We start from the raw sequence: 18,996 nt of genomic DNA on the forward strand, positions 1-18,996 counted from the left end.
TCACGAAGGACCGCACAATGTCGCGCTATTCGGCCACCGAAATCGAAGCAAAATGGCAAGAAGCCTGGGACAAGGCAGGAATCTTCACCGCCAACCACAAGGCGGACAAGCCGAAATACTATGTGCTTGAGATGTTCCCCTACCCGTCCGGCCGAATCCATATGGGGCATGTGCGAAACTATACGATGGGCGACGTCATCGCGCGGCACAAGCTGGCCACCGGGCACAATGTTCTGCACCCCATGGGCTGGGACGCGTTCGGGATGCCGGCGGAAAACGCTGCCATGGCGATCGGCGGCCACCCCAAAGAGTGGACTTACGGCAATATCGCCGACATGCGCGCCCAGATGAAGCCACTGGGCCTGTCGATCGACTGGTCCCGTGAATTCGCCACATGTGATCCGGAATACTATGGCCAGCAGCAGGCGCTGTTCCTCGACATGCTCGAGACCGGGCTGGTCTATCGCAAGAATGCCGTGGTGAACTGGGATCCGGTCGACATGACCGTTCTGGCCAATGAACAGGTGGAAAACGGGCGCGGCTGGCGCTCGGGTGCGCTGGTGGAACGGCGCGAGCTGACGCAGTGGTTCTTCAAGATCTCGGATTATTCCGAAGAACTGCTGAACGCTCTGGACACGCTGGAAAACTGGCCCGCCAAGGTTCGACTGATGCAGGAAAACTGGATCGGCAAGTCGCGCGGCCTGCAATTCGGGTTCGAGCGCACGGATGGTGGGGAACCGATCACTGTCTACACGACTCGCCCCGACACGCTGCTGGGCGCGTCCTTCGTTGGGATCTCGCCCGATCACCCGATCGCCAAACAGCTTGAGGCCGAAAACCCGGAAGTCGCTGAATTCGTTGCCGAATGCCGCAAGGGCGGCACCACGGAAGAGGCCATCGAAACCGGCGAAAAGCTGGGTTTGGACACCGGCATCCGTGTCAAGCATCCGCTGGACCCGAACTGGGAACTGCCGGTCTGGATCGCCAATTTCATCCTGATGGATTACGGCACCGGCGCGATCTTCGCCTGCCCGGCCCATGACCAGCGCGACCTTGATTTCTGCCGCAAATACGATCTGCCGGTGATCGACACCTTCTTTGCGCTGGACGACGACACGCCGGTCGACAAGATCGCCTTTGTCCCACCAAAAGAGCAGAAAGTCCGCTGGGTGAACCATTTCGCGGGCCTGACCGAAGCAACCGGAGAAGAGGCGATCAACACCACCATCGATTTCGCCGAAAAAGCCGGTTGGGGCGAAGGGGTCACGAAATATCGCCTGCGAGACTGGGGCTTGAGCCGTCAGCGCTATTGGGGTTGTCCGATTCCTGTCGTTCACTGCGAATCCTGCGGCGTGGTGCCCGAGAAAAAAGAGAACCTGCCGGTCCGTCTGCCCGACGATGTCACGTTCGACAAACCTGGCAATCCGCTGGATCGCCACCCGACCTGGCGCGATTGCGCCTGCCCAAACTGCGGCGCTCCGGCCAAGCGTGAGACCGACACGATGGACACGTTCGTGGATTCGTCATGGTATTTCGCCCGATTCACCGCTCCGCGCGCGGAAACACCCACCGATCTGGCCGAGGCGGAATACTGGATGAATGTAGACCAGTATATCGGCGGGATCGAACACGCGATTCTGCACCTGCTGTATTCGCGGTTCTTCGCCCGCGCGATGAACATCACCGGGCATTTGCCGGACAAAGCCATCGAACCCTTCGACGCGCTGTTCACCCAAGGCATGGTGACGCACGAGATCTACCAGACCCGCGATGCCAACGGTCGTCCGGTCTATCACCTGCCCGAAGAGGTCACGGACGGAAAACTGGCTGACGGCACACAGGTCGAGATCATCCCATCGGCCAAAATGTCAAAGTCCAAGAAGAACGTTGTCGACCCGGTCAGCATCATCTCGGCCTTCGGCGCAGATACCGCGCGCTGGTTCGTGCTGTCCGATTCGCCACCCGAACGGGACGTGGAATGGACGGCTGCGGGGGCCGAGGCCGCGTACAAGCATCTCAACCGTGTCTGGAACCTCTGCGACAAGATCGGCGACATGGACCCGAATGCCACGGGTGAAGGCGATGAGGAACTGCTGCGCGAGATGCACAAAACCATCCGCGACGTGACATTGGGTGTTGAAAGCTTTGGCTTCAACGCGGCCATCGCCAAGCTTTATGCCTTCACCAACACGCTGGCGAAATCCAAGGCAGGTGCTGCGGCCCAAAAGCAGGCCATCAAAACGCTGGCACAGCTGATGTCGCCGATGACACCGCATCTGGCGGAAGATATTTGGGCCCATCAGGGCGGCGAAGGCCTTGTGGCCGTTGCGCCATGGCCCGTCGCCGACGAGGCGATGCTGGTTGATGACACCGTCACCTTGCCGATCCAGATCAACGGCAAGCGTCGCGCGGAAATCAGCGTGGCCAAGGATCTGGATAAAGCCGAGGTTGAAAAAATTGCGCTCAGCACCGAAGCTGTTCAAAAGGCGCTGGAAGGGAATGCGCCGAAGAAAGTGATCGTCGTTCCGGGCCGGATTGTGAATGTTGTCGTTTGATCGCAGAACGTTTTTGCTGATGCCGCTGGCGCTGGCCGCCTGCGGCTTCGAGCCCGTCTATGCACCTGGCGGATCGGGTTCGGCCTTGTATGGCCGCGTCGAGGTGTCGGCGCCCAACACCGTGGAAAGCTATTTGCTGGTCCAAAATCTGGAACAGCAACTGGGGCGAAGCGCCGGGTCGGTCAACGACTACAAGCTGGACGTTCAGGTTTCGACCGTGACGCGTGGCGCTGCAATCACCACCACAAACGAAACGCAACGCTACACCATCGACGGAAGCGCGCAATACACGCTGCGGTCCAACGCAACCGGTCAGATCATCGCCTCGGGCTCGGTGGCGGATTTTGTGTCATATTCTGCCGCAGGATCGACCGTTTCCACCTTGGCGGATGAGCGCGATGCCAAGAGACGGCTGATGATGATTCTGTCGGGTCAGATCATGAACCGTCTTTACGCCACACCGGGTCTGGCTGCATGAAGTTGAGCCCGCGCGAGGCTGAGGGGTATTTTGCCAAGCCGGACGCGGACAAGACAGGGCTGCTTATCTATGGCGCGGATGCGATGCGGGTTGCGCTCAAGCGGCAACAGGTGCTGGCCGCTCTGCTTGGCGCCCAAGCCGAAGAAGAAATGCGCCTGACCCGCATGCCCGGTGGCGATCTGCGTGGTGATCCCGCCCTGCTGCTGGACGCGGTCAAGGCGGTCGGCTTCTTTCCCGGCCCACGTGCCGTTTTCGTGGAAGACGCAACCGAAACCGCCGCGCCGGCAATTCTGGCCGCACTCGAAGATTGGGCCCCCGGAGACGCCCAGATCATCGTGACCTCGGGGCAATTGAAACCCAGCTCGAAAATCCGCAAGGCGTTCGAAGGCCACCCTGCCGCCTACGCAGTCGGCATTTATGACGACCCGCCCTCACGCGCCGAAGTGGAACGGGTTCTTGCCGAGTCGGGTATGAAAAACGTGCCCCGAGATGTCATGTCTGCAATCAGTGAATTGGCCGTCAGCCTCAGCCCCGGTGATTTCGCCCAAACGATTGAAAAACTGTCTCTTTACAAGCGCGGTGACAGCGCTGATTTGACGATCGAAGATATTGAGGCCTGCGCCCCGCGCTCGACCGAGGCGGCGCTGGATGATGTTCTCAACGTCGTTGCCGAAGGCCGCGCCGGTGAGATCGGGCCGCTGATCCGGAGGTTGCAGGCGCAGGGCACCAACGGCGTGACTCTGTGCATCGGAGCGATGCGGCATTTTCGGACACTCTATGCCTGCGCGTCCGATCCCGGCGGTGCTGCGCAGGGCATCGGTAAGCTGCGTCCACCGGTTTACGGCAAACGGCGTGACCGTATCCTGCGGCAGGCACAAGGTTGGGGCGCGACCAAGCTGCAAACCGCGCTGACGGTTCTGACCGATACAGATTTGGCGCTGCGGTCGGCCGGTCAGACAGCCCCTGCCATGGCGCTGGTGGAACGCGCGATGATCCGATTGGCGATGTTGGCACGATCCCGCTAGGTCACTCAGCCTTTTCCAGCCAGTCGGCGGCAGACCGACCGGCCCAGCGCCCGGTCGCAAGGCAAGCCGTGAGCAGATAGCCCCCGGTCGGGGCCTCCCAGTCCAGCATTTCCCCAGCGCAGAACACACCCGGCAGGGCCGTCAGCATCAGCCCGTCATCCAGCGCTGCCTGTTTGACACCACCTGCGGTCGAAATGGCTTCGTCCATCGGGCGAAGGCCGACATGCCGGACAGGCAGCTTTTTCAACATGCTCACTTGCACGGATTGAGGGTGGCCACCGCGTTTTGCCATTTCATGAAACAGGGCGATTTTCTGAGCAGACAGGTTCAGCGATTTCCTCATCCACTGGGACAGCGTTGTTTTCGACCGTTTCGCGGACAACCGCGCCAGCAGAGCCTGTTGGTCCAGATCAGGCGTCAGATCAGCAAACAACGGTGTCCCCGCGCGCAAAGCCGGTGTCAGCTTATACAGCCCTCCGCCTTCCAGACCGGTTCTGGAAATCGCAGCCTCTCCTCGGCTCTCCAAATCGCCTGCCATCCATCGGATCGATTTCAATGCGGCCCCGAAATGGGGCTGCATATGTGGGCTCCAATCAACGGAAATGGCTGAGTTTGCGGGTTCAAAGGGTGCCAAAGCCACGTCTTTTCCGGCCAATATCTGCGCCCAGTGACCGTCCGAGCCAAGGCGGGCCCAGCTTGCACCGCCCAGTGCCAGCACGGTGACATCCGTCGAAACACTGCGCCGCCCGTCCGGAGTGTCAAACACCGGCGCATCACCGTCCCAGCCTGTCCAACGCCAGCGGGTCCTGATTTCGACCCCGGCCTTGCCCAATCGTGCCAACCAGGCCCGCAATAAGGGCGAGGCCTTCATTGCTTGGGGAAACACGCGCCCCGTCGAGCCGACAAACAGCGTCTGCCCCAACCCGCGCGCCCAGTGCTGAACAGCTTCGGCATCAAAGTCAGACATGATCGGACGCAACCAATCTGCCGCTTCACCATAGGCGCGGATCAGGTCATCACGCGGCTCGTCCTTGGTCAGGTTCAGCCCCGATTTCCCGGCCATCAGGAACTTGCGCGCGACCGAAGGTTTGGCCTCGGCCACCAACACGGAATGCCCGGCTGCGGCGAGCTGTTCGGCCGCCATCAACCCGGCGGGGCCTGCTCCGATCACCACTGCCTGCGCCATTCGCACCCTCTTGCCTTCGCCCGTCACAGGCGCAAGTTTCACATCATCATGACGAACAGCGATCCAATCTGCCCGCTTTGCGACCGCCCGATCCCCGACGGGGGTGGCAGCCTGCATCATCTGATCCCAAAACTCAAAGGAGGCAAGGGCGGACCTACCGTTCTGCTGCATCAGATCTGCCACAAAGAGGTGCACGCCACCCTGACCGAAGCCGAACTGGCACGCAGTTTCAACACGGTCGAGGCCCTGCGTGCGCATCCAAGGCTCGAGAAATTTCTGACTTGGGTTCGCAAACGCCCACCCGGATTTCGTTCGAAAGTTCCGGGCAAGCGGCGCGGGCGCTGATCAACCTGGCAGGATCTGGTCCCCGACAATATCTGTAAGAGGTTCGGACAGGCCTTCGATCTCGATACCCCGAAAGTCCGGTACATGCACGAATTGTGCACCCGCAACAAGTTGGAATTCCAACGTCGTATAGGCGCGTTTCCACAGCCATTCGCGGTTTTCAACAGCCCAAAGATCAGGATTGGGCGGGGTTTCGTCCGTAAAAGCATAAAAATGCAGGTCAAAGCCGTAAGGGGCGACCTCCTGCATCGACAACAACGACATGCCCTGGGCGCGCCAGAACGCGTCTTCGGCGGCAATATCGCCGGTTCGAAGGGTAATCTGACCGATCCGAGCCTGCGCAAAAGGCGCGTCAGGGTCCGCTGCATGCGGCGGTCGGTTGCCTTCGAAATCATGTTGCAGCAGCTCGATGACGAACCCTTCGGGATCCGCAAGATGGCACATGTAGCCGATGTCCAGAAACTGATTCGGCGTGCTCACTGGAACGTCAAACCTGCGCAGATGAGCCGCAGCAAGATCGACATCCGGCACGGTGATTCCTATCTTCCAGTAGCGCTGCCCCTTGTCATGGGTGTACCCTCCTCCACCCGGCAGCAACAAAATATCTGCGTCTGCACCGTCATAGCCGACACGGTGGCCGGTTTCTGTTCGGCCAACGGACATGCCCAGAATGTCGCGATAAAACGCGGCCAGCCGATCCGGGTCAGCGACCCGCAGGCGCAGTGCAGACAACCTCATGAACACAACCTTGCGATTCCCGCCGCGATCTCGGGGTCGGCGTTCACGCTGTCGGCAACCAGATCGCGTGCGGTTTGCATCAGGTGATCGGGATCGACAATCCGGTCCACCAGGCCAAATTCATACGCCTCTTGCGCGGTGATCTTCTGACCCGCCATAAAGATCAACTTGGCCCTTGCCGGTCCGACCAGAGCCGCCAGCCGCGCGGGGTCGGACGGTTGTGGCAGAAACCCCAGCTTCATCACCGGATAGAAGAACTTGGCCGACGGCACGGCAATGCGCAGATCGCAGGCCAGTGCCATACCGTTGGCCCCGCCTGCCAAAGTGCCGTTCAGTGCGGCAACGGTCAGACAGGGCAACGCAGCAATGGCGCCGGACAGCCTTTCCCAGACATCCGATTTGGCCAGACCGGCGCGCGCTTCGTCCAGATCTGCCCCGGCGCTGAACACTTTGCCCGCGCCCGTCAGGATCAACGCCTTGGCCTCTGTCGCGGATTCGGCGATCTCGGCCAGTTCCGCCAGCATGGCCCCCGTCAGGGCGTTCGCCTTGCCGGGATTGTTGATCGTGACGGTCCACAGGCCACCTTCTTTGGTCAAATCGATCATATCAGCCCGGCCCGTTTGCGAATGTCTTCAAGCCGCAGCGAAATTTCAGTGCCAAGAAACTCATCGGCATCATCCGAGCACATCCACAACAGCGCCCGTGCGGGCCAGTCCGCAGGGATATGCACATCCCAGTCCAGCTGACTGACGGGATTAATGCCGCTGGCCTTGATGGACCGCTGCATATCGGTGGCCACCGTCCCCGGTGACAGGCCCATGGCGCGAATACCATTATGGGCTTCTTCTAGATGCAGACATTCCGTGAGCATCTTGGCCCCGGCCTTCGAGGCGCAATAATGGCTCCAGGCTTCGACCGGGTTCGACGCTGCACCGGACGAGATCGTCAGAATGCTCCCTCCTCCCGCAGACCGCATCACCGGCAACGCCGCGCGCATCCCGTAGAAAATACCTTTCAGGTTGATGTCGATGGCCTTGCTCCACGCCTCGGTGTCAGCATTCGAGAGATGAAAGATCGGATCGATCACACCCGCGTTGCCGATCAGAACATCCAACCCACCGAACCGGTCCACGCATGTGGCCACGGCTTGTTCCACCTGCGCGAAATCGCTGACGTCACAGGCCAATGCGATGGCCTTATCGCCCAATGCGGCCGCCAGAGCGTCAATCTGATCCTGACTGCGAGCCACCAATGCGACATTGGCGCCGGCTGCGGCAAAAACGCGCCCTGCCTCGGCCCCAATTCCTCGGCTGGCCCCGGTTATGAGAACAGTTTTTCCCTGCATTTGCCCTTCCTCACGCATTGCAATCTCTGTCGGCTACAGCCGTAACGCGTAAACGGGGAAAGGGTCCAGCCCTTGCCCCCTTGACGATACCCGCCACAAAACCGACCATGCGCCACAAATTGATCAAGAAGGGTTACCTTATGTCCGTTTTCCTTCGCCGCAGCTGCGGCGCTGCCTTGGCTTATGCCGTTGCCACCCAAGGGGCGTTTGCCGATCTGTCGGCCGATGACGTCTGGTCCGATTGGCAGAGCTATTTCACCTCGATGGGTTACACCGTCACAGGAGACGAAAGCACTTCGGGCGACGTCACCACGATTTCCAACATGACACTTTCAGTGGCCCTTCCCGAAGAGGACGGACAGTTTCAGATGGTCATGCCGGAAATGACATTGACCGAAAATGGTGACGGGACCGTTACCATTGACCTGCCGGAAAGCTTTCCCATGGAAATCACCGGTCAGGCCGAAGACGAAAACTTCGCAGCCACTGTCACCTATTCCCACAGCCAACTGAACATGGTCGTGTCGGGCACACCGGACGACATGACCTATGACTACAAGGCTGACAATCTGGGCGTGAAACTGGATTCGATTGAGGTCGATGGTGAGGCGCTGCCCAATGATGTGTTTGGCATCGATGTCCAAGCAAGCGATCTGTCCGGCAGCTCGCGGATGCAGATCGGCGACAATCGGAACATCAGCCAGACGTTCAACGCAGCCACGTTAACATATGATCTGAACTTTCAGGATCCTGAAAGCGGCGAAAACGGGTTGATCAACGGTAAACTCGATCAACTGGCATTTGAGGGCAACAACGTCGTCCCGCCGGATTTTGACTTTTCGGACCCAGAAGCCTTTTACAAGGCTGGTTTTTCGTTTGACGGCACCTTCACCTATGCCGCAGGCAGCACGGATCTGAGCGGGACCAGCGAAGGTCAGGCGTTCTCGATGAACAGCACGTCCGAAGGCGGGCGTTTTGCAGCCAGCATCGATGCAGAGCGTATCGTCTATGACATTGACCAGAACAGCACGAAGATGGCCGTTACCACGGCGGGCCTGCCGTTCCCGATCGATCTTTCGATGGCCAAGGCGGGCCTGAACTTCGAATTCCCCATCCAGCAATCGGACGAGGTTCAACCCTTCGGCTTTGGGCTGAACCTGACCGATTTCACCATGTCGGACGTATTGTGGGGCATTTTCGATTCTGCGGGCGCGCTGCCGCGTGATCCGGCGACGATTGCGCTGGATGCGACGGGAACCGCGAAAGTGCTGATGAATATCTTCGATCCTGAAATCGACGTCGAATCCGACGAAGCGCCGGGGGAACTGCACTCGCTGAAGATCAACGAACTGCTGGTTTCGCTGGTTGGCGCCAAACTGACCGGTACCGGTGATTTTGCTTTCGACAACACCAATACCGAAGAGTTTGATGGCCTGCCCAGCCCAAGCGGCGTGGCGAACCTTCAGCTGGTTGGCGCCAACCAGTTGATCGACACCCTGATCGGCATGGGAATCATCTCGGACGAAGACGCGCTGGGTGCCCGCATGATGATGGGTCTGATGGCAGTTCCGGGCGAAGAGCCGGACACACTGAACTCGAAGATCGAGTTCACCGAAGACGGCCAGATCCTGGCGAATGGTCAGCGTATCAAGTGACAATCAACGGAAAGGGCCGCGCAACATGCGGCCCTTTCTCTGCCCTGCCAACCCTTGCCCAAACCTCTGAAACGGCACGGGTTCACCGCGATCCTCAACGCACAATCTGGTCACAGGTCTTGCGAGACGGGCGGTCCAAGGCTAGGTCCTTGGCAATCAACCCGGAGGCCTCATGACCTGCTCACCAGAAGAAATCAGCCATCACTTGCTTGACGTGGCCCGCAAGGCAGGCGCGGACGCGGCGGATGCCATCGTTATCGACGGATCCTCTGTTTCCGTCGAAGTGCGGGGCGGCGCGCTGGAACATGCCGAGCGCTCGGAAGGGACTGATTTGGGATTGCGGGTGTTTCTGGGCAAACGATCCGCCATTGTGTCCAGTTCCGACAGCCGCCCTGAAACCCTGCGCGCCATGGCGGAACGAGCTGTCGCAATGGCCAGGGAGGCCCCCGAAGATCCGTTTTCCGGGCTGGCTGACAAGGACCAGCTGGTCACAGACTGGAACATAGAGTCACTGGAATTGTCAGACCCCGCCCCGGCCCCGTCTGCCGAAGCCCTGATGCAGGATGCCCTGACGGCCGAGGCCGCAGCGCTGGCCGTCGCCGGCGTCACCCAGGTGTCGGATGCGGCCGCAAGCTATGGAACCCACCATGTGCATCTGGCCGCGACAAACGGGTTCACCGGCGGGTACGCGCGCAGCAGCCGGTCGGTTTCCTGTGTTGCGATCTCGGGCGAAGGCACCGGGATGGAACGGGACTATGACGGTGACAGCCGGACGTTCCAATCCGACCTGCGCAGCGCGGAAGAAATCGGGCGCACAGCAGGTGAACGCGCCACGCAACAGGTTGGTGCGCGCAAACCTGAGACGGGAAGTTTTCCGGTTCTCTTCGACGAACGGATCTCGTCTTCGCTCATCGGCCACCTTCTGGCCGCCAGCAATGGCGCGGCAATCGCGCGAGGCGCATCCTGGCTCAAGGATTGTTTGGGGCAGGACGTTCTGCCTGCGCATCTGTCCCTGATCGAAGACCCGCACCGCCCGCGCGTTTCGGGCTCGCGTCCCTTTGATGCCGAGGGTCTGCCGACACGACGCCGGGCAATCGTGGGAAACGGCGTTCTGACCGGCTGGACGCTGGACCTGTCAAGCGGGCGAAAACTGGACATGGCGTCCACGGGAAATGCCGCGCGTGGGGTCTCGGGCCCGCCATCGCCCAGCAACTGGAACCTGAGCCTGACACAAGGTGACCAAAGCCGCGCCGACCTGCTGCGCGATATGGGAACCGGGTTGCTGGTCACGTCCATGATCGGTTCAACGATCAACCCCAATACCGGTGACTATTCAAGGGGTGCATCGGGCTTCTGGGTCGAGAATGGCGAGATCACGCATCCGGTCAATGAATGCACCATCGCGGGCAATCTGCGGGACATGCTGCGCCGGATCATCCCGGCGAACGATGCCCGCCCATACCTGTCGCGCGTGGTTCCGTCGCTTCTGATCGAAGGAATGACACTTGCCGGCAACTGATCTGCCCCTGCTGATCGAGGCGGCGCTGGAGGCCGGCAAGATCGCCACGCGCTATTCCGGCACGCAAGCACAGCGCTGGGACAAACCCGATGGCGCCGGCCCAGTGACCGAGGCGGATCTTGCCGTGAACACGATGCTAGAGGAGCGGTTGTGTTCGGCGCGACCGGGCTATGGCTGGCTCAGTGAAGAATCCGAGGATTCCACCGACCGGCTGGACCGCAACAGCACTTTCATCATCGACCCGATCGACGGCACCCGGAGCTTTGCAGAAGGCGCGCGCACCTGGGCACATTCCATAGCCGTCGCCGATAACGGCGTGGTGACGGCGGCGGTCATTTACCTGCCGATGCGGGATTTGCTGTACACGGCGGCCCAAGGTCAGGGCGCGTCTCTCAATGGTAAGACGATCACGACCTCGGACACCGCAGAGCTTTTGCAATCAGAAATTCTGGCCGCCAAGCCAAATCTTGACGCACGGCATTGGCGCAATGCGCAGGCGCCAGAATTCGAACGCGCGTATCGTCCGTCACTTGCCTATCGCATGGCTTTGGTTGCGCAGGGGCGGTTCGACGGCATGCTGACCCTGCGCCCCAGTTGGGAATGGGACATTGCCGCCGGCGACCTGATCATCCGAGAGGCCGGCGGCGTGTGTTCCGACCGTACGGGTCAACGGCTGATCTTCAACAACATGCATCCCAGGTTGAACGGCGTGATCGCCGCCAGCGCCTCGATTCATCAGCAACTGTCGGCACTGCTGGATCCGGCCGGGCCGGGAATTGGAACATGAGCAAACCGCGCTCACTCAGCCTGGCCGCCTACAGGGTGTTGTCATGGGGGTTGCGCAACGGGGTTGCGCCGCAATCCAACCTGCCGCGCCCCAAAGGTGAGTTGCTATGGATCCATGTTGCCACCCCGGATCGGCTGCGGGCTGTGACCGACTTCTGCCGTCGGCTGTCGCAGGTCAGGGCCAAGCTGAATTTCCTGCTTACAGCCCCCCCGGATGAGGATCTGTCCAACTGGCCGGACAGCAGGTTCCCTTTGATCAACCTGCCACAGGAACAGAGTGGCGCCGCCCGCGAGTTTATCGAATACTGGCGTCCGAACATGGGGTTGTGGGTCGGTGGCGATCTGATGCCCAACATTGTCACGCGCGCTGACGAACAGGCGATCCCGCTGGTCCTGTTCGACGCCCAATTCAGCGTCACACTGTCCCGGAACGCCCGTTGGCTGCCGGACATCACACGGGTGACCTTTGACTGTTTCCGCAAGATTCTCACGCCATCCGCCGAGACGGCTCGACAGATCCGCCGCCTCGGAATCCAATCCGGAAAAGTTGCGGAATCACCGCCTTTGCGGATCAGCCCCAACCCTCGGCCCTGGCCAGAAGACGAACTTATCGAGACCACTCATACACTTGCCGGGCGCCCGGTTTGGCTGGCGGCATGGGTTCAGGACAAGGAGTTCATCTCGGTTCTGACAGCCCACCGTCAGGCACTGCGGATGCTGCATCGGCTGGTTCTGGTGTTGCACGTGGCAAACGAGCCGGAAGTCTCGCCGCTGAGACGGCGGCTGGAATCGATGGACCTGCGCTGCGTCAACTGGGATGAAGGGGACATGATTGAAGATACCACGCAGGTCGTCCTGACATCGGACCCCGAAAACCTGGGCCTGTGGCATCGCATGGCACCAGTGACCTTCATGGGCAGTTCACTGGAACGCGGCGCGGGCGGTCAGGATCCGTCCGAAGCAATCGCGCTGGGGTCTGCGATCATGTTCGGACCATATGTGCATCGCCATCAGGAATTCTATTCCAGCCTGCAACAGGTGAACGCCGCCAAAGAGGTTAAAACGGCAACCGAACTGGGCGACGCCGTTGTGCAGCTTCTGGCGCCGGATCAAGCTGCCGACATGGCGTTGGCGGGATGGCAATTGTTGACCGAAGGCGCACCGCAGGCTGACGCCCTGATCGAAATGGTGCAGGATATTCTGGATCAGCGGAGTGCGGATCATGCGGGCACCTGATTTCTGGAACACGACCCCGGACCAACCGGATCTTAGGGCGCGTATGCTGGCACCGTTGGGGCGCCTGTATGCAGCGGCAACCGCCCGTAGGATCGCCTCGGAATCCGGCGAAAAGCCGGGTGTGCCCGTGATCTGTATCGGCAACCTCAATGCTGGTGGAACCGGTAAGACACCAACGGTGATCTGGACCCTTGAACAGCTTCGAGGCGCCTGGCACGAACCACATGTCGTCACGCGGGGGCACGGAGGCTCTTTGGATGGGCCGGTGCAGGTTGATCCGGCCCGGCACACGGCTGCCGAAGTAGGAGACGAGCCGCTGCTTCTGGCGATGTTTGCCGAAGTCTGGGTTGCCAAGGACAGGGCGGCGGGCGCACGGGCCGCCGCAGCGGCGGGCGCCACGGCAATCGTGCTGGATGACGGTTTTCAAAACCCCTCGGTGGCCAAGGATTTCTCGATCATTGTTGTCGATGCTCAACGCGGGTTCGGAAACGGTTTGTGCCTGCCTGCCGGGCCACTGCGGGAACCGGTCGACATCGGGTTGAAACGGGCCGACCTTGTGTTGTCTCTGGGCGATGAGGCCGCGCAAATGGCTTTCACCGGTCAGTGGGGCGACAAGTTGTCTGTTCCCCATGTCACCGGAGCAATCGAGCCCCTGCAAACCGGCATGGACTGGACCGGCACACGCGCTTTGGCATTTGCCGGTATCGGCCACCCCGAGAAGTTCTTCAAAACCCTGCGACAGCTGGGCGTAGACCTGGTCCGCGCCGAAGCCCTGGACGACCACCAGCCTCTGTCTCAGGCACTGATGGCCCGTCTGGAAAACGAGGCGCGCCAACTGGGTATTCAGATGATAACGACCGAGAAAGACGCCGTACGTCTGCCCCCGGCTTTTCGGAGCAAAGTGATCACTCTGCCGGTGCGTCTACGAGTCGGCGAAACTGACAAAGTCCGGGATATGCTGCTGAATGCAGCACCGGCACCAAAATAGGCCCGGTCGGCCCCTACAGGGCCAACCGGAAAAGGGTTTTTAGCCGCCCAGTTCGTCTTCGATCAGCTTTTTGAAGTCAGCGTAGGACTGGTTGTCGACTTTCTTGCCGTTCACAAGGAACGACGGGGTCGCCTGAATACCATCTCGTTCGGCGTTTTCCTGATACCACGCAGCCAATGTCCGCGCCTTGGTACCGTCTTGCAGGCAAGCCTCAAGCTGGTCGCCATCGATGCCGGCCAAACGACCGATCTTGCGCAGCTCATCCACGATCTCGGCCGGACCACCTGCGCGTGTCCATTCTGCCTGCCCTTCATAGATCAGGTCTGTGATACCGAAGAACTTTTCGGGGCCAGCGCAGCGTGCGACCATCGATGCCCAAAGGCCGTAGCGGTCAAAATACACCTCACGATAGGTAAACTTGACCTTGCCGGTGTCGATGAAGTCTTTCTTGAGCTGCTTATACGCGCCTGTGTGGAAGTTTGCGCAGTGCGGGCAGGTATATGATGCATATTCGATGATTTCGACAGGTGCATCCTCGGCGCCCTGCACCATCTCGACGATCGTCGAAGTATCCAGGTCTGCCTCCTGCGCTTCGGCGGCACTGACCAGTGGAATGGTGACATTGGTGTTCGACCCTGTCAGCCAATAGCCACCAGCGGCCACGGCGACGGCCGCACAGATTACGGTTGCAATACGGCTCATTTTCAGCCCTTTCTCAGCGTTTCTGTTTGGATAAAACGTTGCGCCCGAGACGTTCAAGAGCCGCGCGCAAATCTACATCATGTACATCGCGTGACATTTTGTCGGCCTCGGCGGCAATGTCAGGCGCAATCTGGGGTTTGGCTTGCTTCGGCTTGTGGTCGAAACTGGCCTGCCCCTCGGCAAATCCGGTCGGAGCGGTCTGGGTGATACGGACACGGCTGATGGCGTTATAGCCATAGACCGCGTTTACCTTGCCGCGCAGCTGTTCCTTCTGCATTTCCAGCATCGGAGCCTGTGGCCCGGTCGTTAACACAGTTAGGGTGGCACCAAATCCGCCCTTGCCATAACCCACTTTGACCGGGCGCGCGATGGCGGCGGTTTCCTGGCCGACAATCTCGGCCCAGTGGGTCAAAAGCCGCGACACGGCAAACCCCCGGCTTTCCCCGGCGCGCCGGATCTGATCGTTCAGCAAGGATGCGGTGCGTTTGAACCCGCGGGTCGAAGAACGTCTGCGTTGCATCTGGTTTCCTGCTCCTACACCTCTATTGTACTGGGCAGGCCACCATGTGCCAGCGAAACCCGACCGGGAGTTGAATAAAACTTGCGTGACTCTGCTGAATTCACCGTCAGTGATGCGTTGCTGGAATGGTACGACCGGCACGCCCGCGAAATGCCATGGCGCATCGGTCCGGCAGATCGCGCCGCCGGGATGCGCCCCGACCCCTATCGGGTCTGGCTGTCCGAAGTGATGTTGCAGCAGACAACAGTTGCCGCCGTTCGCGACTATTTCCTGCGCTTCACCACCCGATGGCCTACGGTTCAGGCTCTGGCCGCCGCACCGGACGATCAGGTCATGGGGGAATGGGCCGGGCTTGGCTATTACGCCCGCGCCCGCAATCTTTTGAAATGCGCCCGGGCCGTCACGCAAGACTACGATGGCCGGTTTCCCGACAGCGTTGAAGCGCTGCTGAACCTACCCGGCATAGGCCCCTATACCGCCGCTGCGATCTCGGCCATCGCGTTTGATCGGCCTGAAACCGTGCTGGACGGAAACGTCGAGCGTGTCATGGCCCGGCTCCATGACATTCACGATCCGCTGCCCGGCTCCAAACCCCTGCTGAAGGAAAAGGCGTCGACCCTGACCCCGGCCACACGTCCTGGCGATTACGCGCAGGCGGTCATGGATTTGGGGGCAACCATCTGCACGCCAAAGTCGCCGGCATGTGGCATTTGCCCCCTGCGTGACCCCTGTCAGAGCCGCGTCGCAGGCACCCAGGCCGACCTGCCACGAAAAACACCCAAAAAGCCCAAATCCACGCGCTATGGGCACGTGTATGTTGCGCAAAGCGCAGACGGGGCCATGGTGCTGGAACGCCGGCCTGACAAAGGTTTGCTGGGCGGAATGCTGGGCTGGCCCGGATCAGAGTGGAACGATGCCCCGGCCGAACGGCCTCCGTTCCCGGCGAATTGGAAGATGTTGCCGGGCGAAGTCCGCCATACACTTACGCATTTCCACCTGATTTTGCGGATCTGGACCACGGATGCCGCCGATCACGACATACCCGAACATCTGACAGTTGTAGACAAACACAGCTTCAGGCCCGGCGACCTGCCAACCGTGATGCGCAAGGCCTATGATCTTTGGCGAGGACAATAAGTCCGCTGTGCAAATTTTCGGGCCATGGCTAGGATATCTCCGTAAAGTCGGAGCAGAAAAGATGATCGCAACAGGCACATTGTCCCGCTGGCAATCTGCATCCCCTTTCTGGGTGTCGCTGCTGCTGATTCCGCTGGTCTGGTTTTCAGCTGCCACCGGTGGATGGTCACTGCTGCTGGTTCCTGCCGCAACCTGGTGGGCTTTTGCAGTGCTGGACCGGATCACCGGGCTCAACACGCAAAACGCCGACCCCGAGACGCCGGACACGGCGCTGCAATGGTACATATTACTGACAAAACTCTGGGCCCCGATCCAGTTCGTCACCCTTTTTGGTCTGATCTGGTACGCAACCCACGGCACCCATCTGTCAACGCTTGAGAAAATCGGCCTCTTCTTTGGCATGGGCGTCATTTCGGGCACGATTGGGATCAATTACAGCCACGAGTTGATGCACCAGAAAAGCCGTATGGAACGCTGGCTGGGGGACATCCTTCTTGCCATGGTGCTGTATTCTCATTTTCGGTCCGAGCACCTGTTGGTCCATCACCGCCATGTTGGCACCCCACGCGATCCGGTAACGGCGCGCTACAACGAAGGTTTCCATCGCTTCTATCCCCGCGTTCTGTGGCAATGCTGGGTTTCGGCCTTCAACGCCGAGCGCAACAAGCTGGCCCGCATCGGCAGACCGTGGACAGATCGTTCAAACCCGTTCTGGCGGTACTGGGCGCTGCAAGGTGGGATGCTGGCACTGGCCGGCCTGATCGGAGGATGGTCCGGCGTGGCGCTGTTTCTGCTTCAGGCTGGTGTCGCGATCTGGCAGCTCGAGCTGGTCAATTACGTCGAGCATTACGGCCTGACCCGAAAACACCTGGGCGACGGACGGTACGAGCATGTCCTGCCACGCCATTCCTGGAATGCCTCGCAGAAAGCTTCGAACTGGTTGCTGATCAATCTTCAGCGCCATTCGGACCACCATTACAAACCCAATCGCCGGTTTCCGCTGCTGCAACATCACGCGTCGGACACAGCCCCACAATTGCCCTATGGCTATCCCGTCATGACCGTGTTCGCTATGATCCCTCCGCTTTGGCGGCGGGTCATGAACCCGCGCGTTCGCGCGTGGCGACGCCACTATTATCCCGAGATCACCGACTGGCACCCCTACAACAAATCTTTGAACCCCATGCCCAAAGCGTGACCGCAGCGCGCACTGGCGCGCTGCTTGACCCAACTGTCAGCACTGCATCTGCGATCCTGTTCTGACGGGCGGGAGGCCCTCAGCTTTTCATCACCCAGACATCCATCGGCGCCTCGACCCCTCGCACGGTTTGGTCGCGGCAGGCACCAAAACCGGCCATGACCTCCGGCGCCTGCGGGTTTTCTTCCTCAACCCGCAAACGCACGGCATCGCTGACAACGATACGCGCCTTGAAATCACGCGTCAGTGCCTCAAGCTTGGCCGCCACATTGACCGCATCGCCAATCACCGCGAATTCCAACCGGTTGGCGCCGATATCCCCAAGTACGACCGAGCCGTAATGCACCCCAACGCCGACATGGATTTCGGGCTCTCCCACCCTGCGACGTTCCAGATTCCAACGGTCGATCACACCCACCATTGCGCGCGCGCAGTCCAAGGCATTGCTCGCGTCCAGGGGCGTCGGCACCGGAGTGCCGAAGGTCGCCATCAAACCGTCGCCCAGATACTTGTCCAAGGTCCCGTGGTGCCTGAATACCTCGGTTTCCATACGGGCATGAAACCCGCGCAGAACCTCGATCACTTCATAGGGATCCCGCCCGGCGGCGTATTTGGTGAACCCGACGATATCGATGAACAGAACGGCCACATCTTCTTTGCGGACCTGTTTCAGCGGTTCATCGTTCTGGCTCAGCTCATCCACCACATTGGGCGAGAAATACCGCGACAGGTTGGCCCGTTCACGTTCCAATCCTGCGTTGTTCATCAACAATTGATTGAGACGCCGCATCGAAATGCCCAGCGTTACCGCGACCATTATGAATACGATCACTTGCTGGATACGTTGAGGGACCATGAAACTGTTGGGGTCCAACAGCTCGGCAACATCCGGATAGCCCTGCAAGGCCTCTGCAACCTTTTCGCTGATCCCCGGAATCGGCGTTGCCACCCACGAGGCAACGATCCAACCGATCGTCCACATCAATGCCGTCCACGAACCGATGGCAATGACCGTTCGCCAGGAATAAGCCAGGGTTCCAGCCGCCAGGATGACGAAAAAGTACTGAAAATTGTCGAACCGGTATTGCATGGCCAGAGGGCGAACATCGTCACTGAACGGGTTGGGCACGATCATTCCAAGGGTCATGATCAGCAAATCCACGAAGATCAAAAGAAGCTCGACCCGCGATTGTCCCACCCGACCGGAACGGCGGATCAGCCAACCGTTGGCGCAGATCAGCAGCAGAATGAAGTGATACCAAAGCACCTCCCATTGCGGGTTCAGGAAAACCAGAAGAACCCCGGTCAGCGCCATCGCCACCCAGCGCGCGCGGACGGCCAGTTCCAACCCTTCTCGCTTGTGCCGCTCCAACGCGGCCTCGGTGTATTTGTTGTCCAGATCGAACGTGTCAGGTTCCGTGAAAAACAGACTGCGGCGGGGCTGCGCGGTTGTCTCGGTCATGGCCGTGATCTTTCTTGCAGTGTCAGGGTCAACAACATGCAATCACTGTTGATCCGAAAACAAAAGACCCCGCCGTAGGATCGGCGGGGCAAGGCGTAGTGCCTTGTGTCAGGCCACAGGC

General features: G+C 60.2%; 18 protein-coding genes. 11 read left to right on the forward strand and 7 right to left on the reverse strand.

What is annotated here, in order from left to right:
• Window positions 1–17: 17 nt before the first annotated feature.
• From leuS to holA, 3 genes are read left to right on the forward strand one after another with little or no spacing between them, the layout of a single operon-like run.
• Window positions 18–2,555 (forward strand): leucine--tRNA ligase, encoded by a 2,538-nt coding sequence (gene leuS, locus ACR0LI_RS18500; protein ID WP_480718995.1) that lies wholly within the window; start codon window positions 18–20, stop codon window positions 2,553–2,555.
• Complete coding sequence (lptE, locus tag ACR0LI_RS18505) at window positions 2,542–3,033, forward strand: LPS assembly lipoprotein LptE (RefSeq protein ID WP_171724912.1); 492 nt, start codon at window positions 2,542–2,544, stop codon at window positions 3,031–3,033. The genes leuS and lptE overlap by 14 nt, the downstream gene beginning before the upstream one ends.
• Window positions 3,030–4,058, forward strand: coding sequence for a DNA polymerase III subunit delta (gene holA, locus ACR0LI_RS18510; RefSeq protein ID WP_210093829.1), 1,029 nt, complete (start codon window positions 3,030–3,032; stop codon window positions 4,056–4,058). Before lptE ends, holA begins: the two co-directional genes overlap by 4 nt.
• Window position 4,059: 1 nt before the next feature.
• Here the strand turns inward: holA and ACR0LI_RS18515 are convergent, their stop codons facing one another.
• On the reverse strand, window positions 4,060–5,244 hold the full coding sequence (locus ACR0LI_RS18515; protein WP_209835445.1) for a TIGR03862 family flavoprotein: 1,185 nt from the start codon (window positions 5,242–5,244) through the stop codon (window positions 4,060–4,062).
• Between the two features lie 48 nt (window positions 5,245–5,292).
• Between ACR0LI_RS18515 and ACR0LI_RS18520 the strand changes: the two genes are divergently transcribed.
• Complete coding sequence (locus ACR0LI_RS18520; protein ID WP_171637775.1) at window positions 5,293–5,589, forward strand: HNH endonuclease; 297 nt, start codon at window positions 5,293–5,295, stop codon at window positions 5,587–5,589.
• Here the strand turns inward: ACR0LI_RS18520 and ACR0LI_RS18525 are convergent, their stop codons facing one another.
• Genes ACR0LI_RS18525 through ACR0LI_RS18535 form a run of 3 tightly spaced genes read right to left on the reverse strand, consistent with a single transcriptional unit; the run spans window position 5,590 to window position 7,672 of the window.
• Window positions 5,590–6,327: a VOC family protein gene (locus ACR0LI_RS18525; RefSeq protein ID WP_480718996.1), complete on the reverse strand. Its 738-nt coding sequence runs from the start codon at window positions 6,325–6,327 to the stop codon at window positions 5,590–5,592.
• Complete coding sequence (locus ACR0LI_RS18530; protein WP_171637777.1) at window positions 6,324–6,932, reverse strand: enoyl-CoA hydratase/isomerase family protein; 609 nt, start codon at window positions 6,930–6,932, stop codon at window positions 6,324–6,326. Before ACR0LI_RS18530 ends, ACR0LI_RS18525 begins: the two co-directional genes overlap by 4 nt.
• Entirely contained in the window at window positions 6,929–7,672 is a 744-nt protein-coding gene (locus tag ACR0LI_RS18535) for an SDR family oxidoreductase (RefSeq protein WP_480718997.1), read from the reverse strand. Before ACR0LI_RS18535 ends, ACR0LI_RS18530 begins: the two co-directional genes overlap by 4 nt.
• Window positions 7,673–7,812: 140 nt before the next feature.
• Here ACR0LI_RS18535 and ACR0LI_RS18540 point away from each other — a divergent pair, with 140 nt between their 5' ends.
• The 5 genes from ACR0LI_RS18540 (at window position 7,813) to lpxK (ending at window position 13,856) form a co-directional block, all read left to right on the forward strand.
• On the forward strand, window positions 7,813–9,327 hold the full coding sequence (locus tag ACR0LI_RS18540) for a DUF2125 domain-containing protein (protein WP_480718998.1): 1,515 nt from the start codon (window positions 7,813–7,815) through the stop codon (window positions 9,325–9,327).
• A 172-nt stretch (window positions 9,328–9,499) separates the two neighbouring features.
• Window positions 9,500–10,846 carry a TldD/PmbA family protein gene (locus tag ACR0LI_RS18545; protein ID WP_480718999.1) on the forward strand — a complete coding sequence of 449 codons (1,347 nt, stop codon included), beginning with the start codon at window positions 9,500–9,502 and terminating at the stop codon, window positions 10,844–10,846.
• The gene (locus ACR0LI_RS18550) at window positions 10,833–11,633 is read left to right on the forward strand and encodes an inositol monophosphatase family protein (protein ID WP_171724904.1); all 801 of its coding nucleotides are present in this window, start codon (window positions 10,833–10,835) and stop codon (window positions 11,631–11,633) included. The genes ACR0LI_RS18545 and ACR0LI_RS18550 overlap by 14 nt, the downstream gene beginning before the upstream one ends.
• The gene (locus tag ACR0LI_RS18555) at window positions 11,630–12,868 is read left to right on the forward strand and encodes a 3-deoxy-D-manno-octulosonic acid transferase (RefSeq protein WP_480486480.1); all 1,239 of its coding nucleotides are present in this window, start codon (window positions 11,630–11,632) and stop codon (window positions 12,866–12,868) included. The genes ACR0LI_RS18550 and ACR0LI_RS18555 overlap by 4 nt, the downstream gene beginning before the upstream one ends.
• Window positions 12,855–13,856, forward strand: coding sequence for a tetraacyldisaccharide 4'-kinase (gene lpxK / locus ACR0LI_RS18560; RefSeq protein WP_210093835.1), 1,002 nt, complete (start codon window positions 12,855–12,857; stop codon window positions 13,854–13,856). The genes ACR0LI_RS18555 and lpxK overlap by 14 nt, the downstream gene beginning before the upstream one ends.
• Before the next feature lie 39 nt (window positions 13,857–13,895).
• Here lpxK and ACR0LI_RS18565 read toward each other — a convergent pair whose 3' ends face one another.
• Together ACR0LI_RS18565 and ACR0LI_RS18570 are read right to left on the reverse strand one after the other, a co-directional pair.
• Window positions 13,896–14,558, reverse strand: a complete 663-nt coding sequence (locus tag ACR0LI_RS18565) for a DsbA family protein (protein ID WP_480719000.1) — start codon at window positions 14,556–14,558, stop codon at window positions 13,896–13,898.
• 13 nt (window positions 14,559–14,571) lie between these two features.
• Window positions 14,572–15,078, reverse strand: coding sequence for a DUF721 domain-containing protein (locus ACR0LI_RS18570; protein ID WP_171637788.1), 507 nt, complete (start codon window positions 15,076–15,078; stop codon window positions 14,572–14,574).
• A gap of 81 nt (window positions 15,079–15,159) precedes the next feature.
• Between ACR0LI_RS18570 and mutY the strand changes: the two genes are divergently transcribed.
• Together mutY and ACR0LI_RS18580 are read left to right on the forward strand one after the other, a co-directional pair.
• The gene (gene mutY / locus ACR0LI_RS18575) at window positions 15,160–16,215 is read left to right on the forward strand and encodes an A/G-specific adenine glycosylase (protein WP_480719001.1); all 1,056 of its coding nucleotides are present in this window, start codon (window positions 15,160–15,162) and stop codon (window positions 16,213–16,215) included.
• Between the two features lie 61 nt (window positions 16,216–16,276).
• Window positions 16,277–17,413 carry an alkane 1-monooxygenase gene (locus ACR0LI_RS18580; protein WP_480719002.1) on the forward strand — a complete coding sequence of 379 codons (1,137 nt, stop codon included), beginning with the start codon at window positions 16,277–16,279 and terminating at the stop codon, window positions 17,411–17,413.
• Window positions 17,414–17,492: 79 nt separating this feature from the next.
• Here the strand turns inward: ACR0LI_RS18580 and ACR0LI_RS18585 are convergent, their stop codons facing one another.
• Window positions 17,493–18,875 carry an adenylate/guanylate cyclase domain-containing protein gene (locus ACR0LI_RS18585; RefSeq protein WP_171637795.1) on the reverse strand — a complete coding sequence of 461 codons (1,383 nt, stop codon included), beginning with the start codon at window positions 18,873–18,875 and terminating at the stop codon, window positions 17,493–17,495.
• Window positions 18,876–18,996: the final 121 nt, after the last annotated feature.

The organism is Ruegeria sp. CL7, assembly GCF_056536445.1.

Excerpts from the sequence above, each read along its gene's own strand:
- leuS (WP_480718995.1), top strand. The coding sequence starts at position 18 with ATGTCGCGCTATTCGGCCACCGAAATCGAAGCAAAATGGCAAGAAGCC.
- lptE (WP_171724912.1), top strand. The coding sequence starts at position 2,542 with ATGTTGTCGTTTGATCGCAGAACGTTTTTGCTGATGCCGCTGGCGCTG.
- holA (WP_210093829.1), top strand. The coding sequence starts at position 3,030 with ATGAAGTTGAGCCCGCGCGAGGCTGAGGGGTATTTTGCCAAGCCGGAC.
- ACR0LI_RS18515 (WP_209835445.1), bottom strand. The coding sequence starts at position 5,244 with ATGGCGCAGGCAGTGGTGATCGGAGCAGGCCCCGCCGGGTTGATGGCG.
- ACR0LI_RS18520 (WP_171637775.1), top strand. The coding sequence starts at position 5,293 with ATGACGAACAGCGATCCAATCTGCCCGCTTTGCGACCGCCCGATCCCC.
- ACR0LI_RS18525 (WP_480718996.1), bottom strand. The coding sequence starts at position 6,327 with ATGAGGTTGTCTGCACTGCGCCTGCGGGTCGCTGACCCGGATCGGCTG.
- ACR0LI_RS18530 (WP_171637777.1), bottom strand. The coding sequence starts at position 6,932 with ATGATCGATTTGACCAAAGAAGGTGGCCTGTGGACCGTCACGATCAAC.
- ACR0LI_RS18535 (WP_480718997.1), bottom strand. The coding sequence starts at position 7,672 with ATGCAGGGAAAAACTGTTCTCATAACCGGGGCCAGCCGAGGAATTGGG.
- ACR0LI_RS18540 (WP_480718998.1), top strand. The coding sequence starts at position 7,813 with ATGTCCGTTTTCCTTCGCCGCAGCTGCGGCGCTGCCTTGGCTTATGCC.
- ACR0LI_RS18545 (WP_480718999.1), top strand. The coding sequence starts at position 9,500 with ATGACCTGCTCACCAGAAGAAATCAGCCATCACTTGCTTGACGTGGCC.
- ACR0LI_RS18555 (WP_480486480.1), top strand. The coding sequence starts at position 11,630 with ATGAGCAAACCGCGCTCACTCAGCCTGGCCGCCTACAGGGTGTTGTCA.
- lpxK (WP_210093835.1), top strand. The coding sequence starts at position 12,855 with ATGCGGGCACCTGATTTCTGGAACACGACCCCGGACCAACCGGATCTT.
- ACR0LI_RS18565 (WP_480719000.1), bottom strand. The coding sequence starts at position 14,558 with ATGAGCCGTATTGCAACCGTAATCTGTGCGGCCGTCGCCGTGGCCGCT.
- ACR0LI_RS18570 (WP_171637788.1), bottom strand. The coding sequence starts at position 15,078 with ATGCAACGCAGACGTTCTTCGACCCGCGGGTTCAAACGCACCGCATCC.
- ACR0LI_RS18580 (WP_480719002.1), top strand. The coding sequence starts at position 16,277 with ATGATCGCAACAGGCACATTGTCCCGCTGGCAATCTGCATCCCCTTTC.
- ACR0LI_RS18585 (WP_171637795.1), bottom strand. The coding sequence starts at position 18,875 with ATGACCGAGACAACCGCGCAGCCCCGCCGCAGTCTGTTTTTCACGGAA.